Annotated in this window: 7 protein-coding genes and 1 pseudogene; 6 read left to right on the forward strand and 2 right to left on the reverse strand. The window is 33.4% G+C overall.

The window, feature by feature from the left end; all coding sequences use genetic code 11:
• Positions 1–180 precede the first annotated feature (180 nt).
• The 3 genes from ACFFU9_RS16180 (at position 181) to ACFFU9_RS16190 (ending at position 2,597) form a co-directional block, all read left to right on the forward strand.
• Complete coding sequence (locus tag ACFFU9_RS16180; RefSeq protein ID WP_379862529.1) at positions 181–606, forward strand: hypothetical protein; 426 nt, start codon at positions 181–183, stop codon at positions 604–606.
• Positions 607–817: 211 nt separating this feature from the next.
• A complete protein-coding gene (locus ACFFU9_RS16185; RefSeq protein WP_379862530.1) occupies positions 818–1,384 on the forward strand; it encodes a hypothetical protein in 567 nt (188 codons plus the stop codon).
• Between the two features lie 343 nt (positions 1,385–1,727).
• A complete protein-coding gene (locus ACFFU9_RS16190; RefSeq protein WP_379862531.1) occupies positions 1,728–2,597 on the forward strand; it encodes a cation diffusion facilitator family transporter in 870 nt (289 codons plus the stop codon).
• 400 nt (positions 2,598–2,997) lie between these two features.
• Here the strand turns inward: ACFFU9_RS16190 and ltrA are convergent, their stop codons facing one another.
• A complete protein-coding gene (ltrA, locus tag ACFFU9_RS16195) occupies positions 2,998–4,047 on the reverse strand; it encodes a group II intron reverse transcriptase/maturase (RefSeq protein ID WP_379862532.1) in 1,050 nt (349 codons plus the stop codon).
• Positions 4,048–4,791: 744 nt separating this feature from the next.
• Here ltrA and ACFFU9_RS16200 point away from each other — a divergent pair.
• Genes ACFFU9_RS16200 through ACFFU9_RS16210 form a run of 3 tightly spaced genes read left to right on the forward strand, consistent with a single transcriptional unit; the run spans position 4,792 to position 7,562 of the window.
• Positions 4,792–5,637 (forward strand): ABC-three component system protein, encoded by an 846-nt coding sequence (locus ACFFU9_RS16200; protein ID WP_379862533.1) that lies wholly within the window; start codon positions 4,792–4,794, stop codon positions 5,635–5,637.
• 3 nt (positions 5,638–5,640) lie between these two features.
• Complete coding sequence (locus ACFFU9_RS16205) at positions 5,641–5,874, forward strand: ABC-three component system middle component 6 (RefSeq protein WP_379862534.1); 234 nt, start codon at positions 5,641–5,643, stop codon at positions 5,872–5,874.
• Positions 5,865–7,562, forward strand: coding sequence for a DUF2326 domain-containing protein (locus ACFFU9_RS16210; RefSeq protein ID WP_379862535.1), 1,698 nt, complete (start codon positions 5,865–5,867; stop codon positions 7,560–7,562). Before ACFFU9_RS16205 ends, ACFFU9_RS16210 begins: the two co-directional genes overlap by 10 nt.
• Positions 7,563–7,707: 145 nt before the next feature.
• Here the strand turns inward: ACFFU9_RS16210 and ACFFU9_RS16215 are convergent.
• Positions 7,708–7,804 (reverse strand): annotated as a pseudogene (locus tag ACFFU9_RS16215) (transposase); the annotation flags it as partial.

A 7,804-nucleotide genomic window follows, 5' to 3' on the forward strand; every position in this document is an offset into this window, starting at 1 on the left:
CCTTCCCTAAATACATCGTTTTACCCATAGTACGGCAAATCAACCGGATTCGTCAACACAGAATTCATTTTTGGCCTATCGGCAAAACGAATTCTTAGTTATTAACACAGAATTCATTTTTGGCCTATCGGCAAAACGAATTCTTAGTTATTGTCCCTTTTTTTATTTGACATTTTTGACTTGTTTCAAACCAAAATCGGATTTTTAAAAGCATTATTTTATTACGGAATTTTGATTTTACCAATTCCTTTGCTCATAATGGAATTTAAAGCTAATCGAAATTTGAGTGAACCGATTTTAAGAAAAGGAATTCCAATATTGACAATTATTGGACTGATTTACTTAAATCCTTTAAAAATATTGTTTCATACCCAAACGTGGAAAACCCAAACTGTTGAACTGATTAATGAAAATAAGGAAAATCATAAAGTTGAATTTCAGATGAAAGATGTTGGAGCTTTAGGTTATGCAAAACGGAACGCTGAAGTCTATTATTTGACCAAGCATTTTTATTTAGTACTTTCCGAAAATTATGACGACAGGAATTTTATCGAAACTGACTGGAAAAGAGTTGACCAAAATATAAACGAAATTGGACTGAAATAAAACGTCGGACTTTAATCTGACCTAGAAAATAGAAATGGAAATAAAAAAACGCACTACAACAATGTATAACCGCAATTACGGCGGATTCGACTGCGTCCGAATCCACTCGGAATTGCTAACGCCAGTGTCAAACCGAAAATTAACGCATATTAACCCGTAACTGACGGTTATACGAGACCGTTACCACACATTTAAACAAAAACATTCTGATATGATTAAGAATTCTATTTTACTAATATTACTTGTGACTTTAATCGGTTGCGATGGAAAATCTTATTACGAAAAAAAACAAGAAGAATTAGCTATAGAAAAACGTAATTATCAAAACGAATTAAGTTCTTCTCATAAAAAATTAATTCAAAATATATTAGAAGAAGATATTTATTTAAACAAAACCACAATCCCCAAAAAAAAGTCAATTTTAGTTATTCAAAAAAGAAAAGGAGAAATAATTCCATATATCTCAATGAACAACAAAATAAAAAGCAAAGGACACAATGTAACCTATAAAAGTGAAGAATTAGATTACATAGTAGTTGTTAAATCTAAAGGCGTAAAAAGCGGACAATACTCTGACGGAAGCAATGCGTGGGATAACGAAACAAATATTTATGTTATTGATACAAAAACAGAAAAAACATACCTTGTCGCATCTGAATACCAAAAAGCGCCTGACAAAGTTCAAAAGAGTCGAAATAGCACTCATTCGGATTATGGTGCACGTGGAATAGAAGGAAATAAATTAGCCGAATTAATTATTGATAAAGTTTTGAGATAAATATGAGTATACACGGAAAGGCCTTAAATAATAAATACGCAATTGTATTTGGTATTGCAGGAGGATATTATTTGACGCATGAATATGACAACACCTTTTTGACAGTTATTGTATGTATCATTTGTGTATTAATTTTGATGTTCATATTTGATAAAATCCTTTATTAAAAACCATTAATGAATAAAAACGTGTGGTAACAATGTATAACCGCAATTACGGCGGATTCGACTACGTCCGAATCCACTCGGAATTGCTAACGTCCGTGTCAAACCGAAAAATTTGCGTACTTTAACCCGTAACTGACGGTTATACGAAACCGTTGTGTGCAACCTGAAAAAAACGAATGAATAACGACCAAACTGCAATACGAACAACCTATTTCAGCATAATTGGAAACACTGCTTTAGCTTTGATAAAGGGACTTGCAGGATTTTTTGGGAATTCTTATGCTTTAATTGCAGATGCGATTGAATCGACAACTGATATTTTTGCTTCGTTTTTAGTTTTATTAGGTTTTAAATATGCAAAACGACCCGCGGATGAAAACCATCCTTATGGACACGGAAAAATTGAACCATTAATTACATTTGGAGTAGTTGCTTTTCTTGTTGTTTCTGCCACAATAATCGCTTATGAAAGTATCCAAAACATTCAAACACCTCATAAAATTCCAAAATCTTGGACTTTGATTGTTTTGGGTCTAATAATAGTTTGGAAAGAAATCTCATTTCAAATCGTAATTAAGAAAAGTAAACAAACGAATAGTTCTTCCCTAAAAGCAGATGCTTGGCATCATAGAAGTGATGCAATAACTTCTGTAATGGCATTTATCGGAATTTCAATAGCAATCATATTTGGAAAAGGTTATGAAACAGCAGATGATTGGGCTGCATTATTTGCTTCCGCGTTTATCTTATATAATAGTTATTTAATCTTACGACCAGCTTTAGGAGAAGTTATGGACGAACAACTTTATGACGACCTAATACTTGAAATTAGAGAAAAATCAATAGAAGTTAAAGGTGTTTTGGACACTGAAAAATGTTTTATCCGAAAATCAGGAATGAAATTTCACGTTGATTTACACGCAATTGTAAATAGTGAAATAACAGTAAAGTCAGGGCACGATATTGCACATAAATTAAAGGACTATTTACGAGAAGAAATACCGAATTTAGGACACGTACTAATTCATATTGAACCGAATGAATAAAAGGCAGCACACAATCGAGTAGACGGGTGACGACTTAAAAGTCGTCACTGCGCCTCTCACACCACCGTATCCTTCGACTTTGCTCAGGACAGGCCAAGGGGTCTCGTATACGGCGGTTCACCAAATTGAAGTCTGCGTATTATTAATGTAATCTAACAAAGGTTTGTACCCTTTTCGTTTAAGTCTAGAAACTGTAATAGTAGTCTTTAGAATAGGACTTTGAGCAACTGCCCAACCTCCCATTCTTGTTCTACTCCAAGCATAGGCTTGTCCGATTTCTATACCTAATCGAATGAGGTTTTTACGTTTCCTTTCCAGCTTTTTCCAATCGTGCCAAATGCAATAGCGTAACCGATTTACTCATTTCTTTTCTATTTTATTTTGGTATTCGTGATTCGTTTTACTTAATTCTTAACCACTCATCTAGCTTTTTAACTTTTGCATAGATATTGGTTAAGCGGTAATTATTCATCCAGCCTCGACAGACTTGATTAAGCCGTTCCAGACGTTCGAATAACGACATCGGTTTGGTTTTCTTGGTGATGCTTTTTAGGTTACGTTTAAACTTTGCCCAACTTTTATTAGCCACTACAAGTACGTATTGTCCTTTGACTCCCTTTTTATAAACAGGTACAAAACCATGTCCGAGTAACTCAAAGTTAACAGGTCTGCGGATGCCACTTTTGGCTTTATTTATAGGTAGTTTAAGTCTATCTCTTAAAAAGACAAACAGTTTATTTCCTATGCGTTTAGCCTCGCTTTTACTTTTTGCGTAAATGCTAAAGTCGTCTGCGTAGCGCACATAACGCAAGCCCATACTTTTCATTTCTTTGTCCAAGACATCTAACATAATGTTAGATAATAAGGGACTAATGGGGCTACCTTGAGGGATACCTTTCCTGCGCTTTTTGAGTGTTCCATTTATTAAAATGGGCGCTCTTAACCATTTTCGGATTAATCGCAAGGTGGTTGGACATTTTACTTTGCAGTAAATAAGTTGTAGTAGAATACAGTGGTCTACTTGATCGAAGAATCCTTGTAAATCAATATCTACAATATCTTGGTAACCATCATTGATGTAACCTTGTGCTTGTAATACTGCTTTTTGGATGTTCTTTTGTGGGCGAAAACCATAACTAACGGGCTCAAAATCATATTCAAAATGAACCATTAATTGTTGGCTTACCGCCTGTTGTAGCCACCTATCTACTACCGTTGGTATTCCTAATAATCGGGTTTTACCCTGTCCTTTTGGAATGTTTACTCCTAAAATTGAATTTGGTATATAGCTATTTGTGCGAATTGTAGATAATATAAGCGAACGGTTTTCTAATATGTATGCCGAAAGTGCCGTTGTTTTCATACCATCTACGCCGCTCGCACCTTTATTGCGCTCCACTTGGCGTGTTGCTTTATAAAGATTTGTTGCTTCTAATACCTGTTCAATCATAAGTTAAATAATTTGCTTACTCCTGTTGGTTTAAGACTAGGCTAGCTAAGCATCCTAATCGAATTCCAACGTAATTTAATGTTCAGTCCTTCCCTACTTGTGAGACCATCGGAGGTATTGCCTCTGCTCGTTTCCTGTAGGTACTATGACTTCTGCTGACTTCTCCAAATAACCAACTCGTGGTTGTCCCTCACGCCAGCTGGCTCGTTCACTAAAAATGTCTGCCAGACATTTTCTTTACGCTCCGCCCTCCAGGTAATGACATCTTCTTTCTCTCAATCACTGCCGTATCTACATATTTACCCTTTTGTTAATCTTGGGGCGTTACAATGATGTGCTTGCTTACCCAAATAAATATGCCTCTGTATACGGTTTCTGTTCGTCAGTACCGAGTTTTGTAGTTCCGCTTCCTTCAGATGTAACCTCACGGTTACCACCCTTGCGACTTACTAATGCTTCAAGACGTTACTCCTGCGCATAAGGGACTTGCACCCTATAGATTAATTATTTACCTTTCCGTAAATAAAAGATGCCCATGCTGGGCACACACACCGTGTAAAAATAATTGCTTAGTTCTCGCCTACTTGGAAATTCCTGCGGAATTTCCACAGGCTCGGTCAATTTTTGTTATTTTAGGTGTTTATCCCACGCAACTATTCTTACACATAAACGTTGTAAGGCATTTAAAAAAAGAGACAAAAACTTAGAAATTCAGTAACTTCGCAACAAATTTTGAGATAGAAAATGGCAAAAAAGACAACGAAAGATAAAGCTAGACAATATAAACCTTCAACAGTAAGACGTTTAGATACGCTTTCGGGTAGTGAATGTGCACATCCCAATTGCAAAAAGAAACTAATTGCAGAAGATGGAATCTCAATAATTAGTAAAATTTGTCATATTGCAGCTGCAAGTAAAGAAGGTCCGAGGTTTGATGAAAATATGACCGATGATGAAAGACGGGGGTTTGATAATCTAATTTTGTTATGCGATGAACACCACGTAATGATTGATAATAAGGTTAATGAATCAGAATATCCTTCTACTCTTTTAAAAAAATGGAAAAGCGATCACGAAAAAAAGATTTTAGAGTTAATTTCAAGTAAAAACTTATTATCAAAACATCCATTAGCTCTGAACAAAGTAATTAATGCAATTGGTTCTAAAATGGACGAAGTACTAGATTTACCTGAAACAGGAAATGCGCCCAATACAGAAGCAAAAATACTTTTTAATAGTGTAAAGCGATATGAATCTGTAATTAGAGAATTTGCTCCGTATCAAGTAAAACTTAATAAGATTTATGAAATAATTGAAAAAGAAGGTTCAACCAAAAAGGAGTTAGTTTTGCATAACATTAAACGAATTTATCTACAGATAAGTTCAGAATACAAAAACTTCGAAGAAATAAGAAATAATGCTGACATTATTCTAGACAAGGTGATTGAAACTATTTGGGATAAGGTAGACAATGCCCCAAACACTTTAGATGGGTTTGACCAAGAAACAATTGACTTTAGTTTAATGATAGTAATCGTTGATGCTTTTATGCGTTGTAATATTTTAGAAGAACCACCTAAACCGATATAAATTATGATAATTGATAAAAATATTAATCCGGAAAGAGATTTATATTATCTAGGCGGTATCCTTATTGACATTCTTGAAAATAAGGAATATAAAGAAGTTGATTATATGGATCTGTATACATTGATTAACAATAAAAAAGAAATTACAATTAATTTGTTTTCACTAACATTAGATTGGTTGTTTGTTCTAGGTCTAGTTGCTAAAGGAGAAAACGGTAAAATAAAGATATGTTTCTAAAGAATTTAATATTAGAGAATAAGCTCGGCTTAATCCGTGAAATTGAATTTCATAAGGGACTCAATTTAATTGTAGATGAAACCGTTGAAAAGGATAAAAAAACTACTGGTAATAATGTCGGAAAAACAACAGTGTTGCGACTTGTAGACTTTTGTCTAGGTTCAAGTGGTAAAAATATTTACCAAGATTCAGAATTTAAGGAGCAAGAAAACAGTACAATTAAGGACTTTCTAATTGATACTGAAGTAATTGTTACTTTAACCTTGGTAGATGATTGGGACTTTCCGTCAGAATCAATTACTATAAAAAAGAATTTCTTAAAGTATAGTAAGCGAATACAAGAAATAAATGGTGAAACAATTATAAATGAAAAGGAATTTGATTTAAAACTTAAGGAATTAATATTTGATACTAATGTTGAGAAGCCGACTTTTAAACAGATTGTATCTAAAAACATTCGTGATGAGAAAAACAAACTGGCTAACATTGTAAAAGTTTTAAATCCATATACAAAAATTGAAGAATATGAAGCTTTATTCCTTTTTTGGTTAGGGATAAATACGGATACTCATAACCAGAAAGAGCTGTTGGGTAAAGAAAAAACTCGAGAAGAAAGTTTTCAAAAAAGGCTAAAAAAAGAAGGCGAGCTTTCATTAATTGAACAACAACTTGAACTAGTCAATTCGAAAATTGTAGAACTTCAGCAAATAAAGGCTAATTTTAATTTTAATGAAAAGTTTGAAGCCCAATTAGAAGAATTAAATCTTTTAAAACTAAATCTATCAAAACTATCTACTGAGCTTAGTAGGCTAAATATGAGACGAGAATTAATTCTCGAAAGCAAGGTAGAATTAGAAAGTGAAAGAACAAATATTGACGTTAATCAGATAGAATTATTATATAGTAAAGCTTCAAAACTTATTCCAAATTTACAGGCATCTTTTGAAGAAACTGTTAGATTTCACAACGACCTTTTAGATGAAAAGATAAAATATATTGAAGTTGAATTACCGTCATTAACAGAAAAATTAAAATTAATTTCAAAAGATATTTTTTCATATAGAAGACGTGAAAAAGAATTGTCCGAGTTTGTAAGTGCATCCGAATATAGTGAGGATTATGAACATATTTTAATTGAACTGAACTCGTTTTTTGAAAGAAAAGGTAATTTAGAGGAGAGAAAAAAATTCTGGATAACGTCTAATGAAAAACTTAATCGGATTAATGAAGAATTAGAATCTATAAATACAGAAATTAATTCGAAAGACAACATAATCCAAAAACGAATTACGCTCTTTAATAAATATTTTACTAAGGTCTCAAACCAACTATACGGAGAAGAGTATCTATTAAGTACGCAAAAAAGTGAAAGAGGTTACGACCTAATTGTCACAAATATCGAAGGAAATCCAAGTACTGGAAAAAAGAAAGGCCAAATAGCTGCTTTTGATTTCGCTTACATTTTATTTGCTGAGGAAATTGAAATGAAGCTTATTCACTTCATAATGCACGACCAACTTGAGAATATGCACGACAATCAATTAAGCACAATATTAATTGATCTTGCTAATTCTATAAATTGTCAATTCGTTCTGCCTATAGTTCGAGATAAAATTCCATCAGATATCGATATTGAGAAATATATTATTTTAAAATTATCTGAGAACAATAAGTTGTTTAAAAAGTAAAAAAACGCCTTACAATAACTAAGAATTCGTTTTGCCGATAGGCCAAAAATGAATTCTGTGTTGACGAATCCGGTTGATTTGCCGTACTATGGGTGAAACGATACGTTTAGGGAAGGTTCTTTGGTGGTTAGGCTTTGTGTTTTGGCAATTTCGTCTTTTTCCAACTGCTGCTTAAAATACCATAGTGCCGGATGCGGGTAAATCCTTTTGGTAAAATATGCAGAGCAAAACGCCTGATAAAC

It is taken from the genome of Mariniflexile ostreae, from assembly GCF_042427585.1.
GTDB lineage: Bacteria > Bacteroidota > Bacteroidia > Flavobacteriales > Flavobacteriaceae > Pseudalgibacter > Pseudalgibacter ostreae.

Bases quoted from the DNA above. Each gene is read 5' to 3' on its own strand.
- ACFFU9_RS16200 (WP_379862533.1), top strand. From the start codon at position 4,792: ATGGCAAAAAAGACAACGAAAGATAAAGCTAGACAATATAAACCTTCA.
- ACFFU9_RS16210 (WP_379862535.1), top strand. From the start codon at position 5,865: ATGTTTCTAAAGAATTTAATATTAGAGAATAAGCTCGGCTTAATCCGT.
- ACFFU9_RS16190 (WP_379862531.1), top strand. From the start codon at position 1,728: ATGAATAACGACCAAACTGCAATACGAACAACCTATTTCAGCATAATT.
- ACFFU9_RS16185 (WP_379862530.1), top strand. From the start codon at position 818: ATGATTAAGAATTCTATTTTACTAATATTACTTGTGACTTTAATCGGT.
- ltrA (WP_379862532.1), bottom strand. From the start codon at position 4,047: ATGATTGAACAGGTATTAGAAGCAACAAATCTTTATAAAGCAACACGC.
- ACFFU9_RS16205 (WP_379862534.1), top strand. From the start codon at position 5,641: ATGATAATTGATAAAAATATTAATCCGGAAAGAGATTTATATTATCTA.